This window comes from Acidiphilium sp. (genome assembly GCF_049977125.1).
Classification (GTDB): Bacteria; Pseudomonadota; Alphaproteobacteria; order Acetobacterales; family Acetobacteraceae; genus Acidiphilium.
This window is the reverse complement of record NZ_JBMFGY010000352.1, coordinates 1-1716: the sequence shown is the minus strand read 5'-3', so window position 1 is coordinate 1716 and position 1716 is coordinate 1. Positions and strand designations below refer to the sequence as shown.

The following is a 1716-nucleotide window of genomic DNA, read 5'->3' as shown; positions in this document are numbered from 1 at the left end:
TCATTGACGCGCTCGCTCGGCGGGACCAAGCGCGTATGCTTGTAGACGGTCTGACAGCTGCCAATGACCTCGGGCTCTCCGATGCCGTCCCAGCCAAGATCACCGTGCATACCGACGCGCGCCTGCGCCCCCTCAAGCTCGGCGAGCAAATCATCACCTTCAAACCAACCGCCCCCAGTCGGCTATATTGGGCCGGGCGTCCCGGAATGCGCGTCGTCCAGGCGCTGCATTGGCTTCGCGACATGCTGGACAGCGATCGGGACCGGATTGTACGTCGTCTCACTGCGATTCTGGCTGATCCTGATTATGGCGAAGCCATCGCGGGGGATCTCCGAGACGGCCTGACCACTCTTCCGGACTGGATGCAGAGTTTTCTCCGGCCGTTGTTGAATAAATCAAGCCCCGATATTTCTATGGAGGGACGTTCCGGGAACCAAATGGAGACGCGCCCATGAACCCAGCCTTCTCGGCCTTCCTTTCCGCCGCAGCCGAGGATCGCCGTGATGCCTTTCTTGGCACCGCACGGCGGTTGGGCACTGCCGAGCAAAACGTAGAAAAGGACTTCTGGGTCTGCTGGACCCTCGACGCACTTTTCAATAATATCGATGCCGGTGGTCCCAGGCTACTGTTCAAGGGTGGGACATCACTCTCGAAAGCGTTCGGGCTGATTTCCCGGTTTTCCGAGGACATCGATATTACGATTTTCCGCGACGATCTGGGCCAAGGTGCAAGCGTCGAGGAACTTGAGGCACTGAGCGGCAAAAAACGACGCGCGCGGCTCGATGCGATCAAGGCGGCAAGCCAGGCTTACGTGTCCGGATCGATGCGTACGCGCATGGTCGCTCAACTTCGTGAAACGCTGCAGACCGCCGACCTGCTACCGACGGCCGCTCGCATCGAGTTGGACCCGGATGATCACGACCAGCAGACCCTGCTAATCTGGTATCCGCAGGTCACGTCAGCCCCCGATGGTTACATCCGGCCCGCAGTGAAAATCGAATCGGGAGCGAAATCCGCGCTCGATCCGAACCACCCAACCGTCATTCGCCCCTATGTCGCCGACGACCTCGTGGATATGGATCTCCGTGTGGCCAACGTCACTACCGTGGTTGCCGAGCGGACCTTCTGGGATAAGACGGTCATCTTGCATGGCCTGCGACAATGGTTCGAAAAACGAGGCGCGCAACGCGGAGGCGGGCAACGGGTCTCCCGTCACTACTACGATGTCTACCGTCTCCTTGGATCGGATATCGGACGCAGTGCGGCTGGTAATCTAGATTTGGCCATCGACTGTGTGCGTCACGCCCGGATGTTCTTCAACAGCCCCGATCTCAATTTGGCGACAGCGGTCCCCGGTTCCTTCACGCTATCGCCAAATCCTAACATGGCCGCTGATCTAACACGCGATTACGCTGCCATGACTGGTATGATCTTCGGCGAAGCCCCGTCATTCAGCGAGATCCTGAAGAGGATCGTTGATTTCGAGGCCGAAGTCAATGCGACGAAAGGGACACGATGACAAAGCCGATTGTGATTGTCATGGTTGAACCGTGTACGATAAGGGCACCCCAATTGAAAAAATTATCGTACTATCCTATTGAGACCGCTATCGCACCATTTGAGTGATGTGCGTCGCCCGGGCAGAACTGTTCGCTGATCGGTCCCCTTACGGACAGTCTTTCGGCTAAATACCTGCATAGGGGGTACTCTGGAGGG

At 57.9% G+C, this 1716-nt stretch carries 2 protein-coding genes; both read left to right on the top strand.

Translation table 11 applies throughout. The features are described 5' to 3' along the window. Positions 1-455 (top strand): DUF6088 family protein (locus tag ACP5E6_RS18990; protein WP_427957046.1); only part of this gene is annotated, 455 nt, incomplete at its 5' end. Next, a complete protein-coding gene (locus ACP5E6_RS18985) occupies positions 452-1519 on the top strand; it encodes a nucleotidyl transferase AbiEii/AbiGii toxin family protein (protein ID WP_427957043.1) in 1068 nt (355 codons plus the stop codon). The genes ACP5E6_RS18990 and ACP5E6_RS18985, both read left to right, overlap by 4 nt. Positions 1520-1716: the final 197 nt, after the last annotated feature.

Coding starts and splice junctions, on each gene's coding strand:
- ACP5E6_RS18985 (WP_427957043.1), top strand. CDS start 452: ATGAACCCAGCCTTCTCGGCCTTCCTTTCCGCCGCAGCCGAGGATCGC.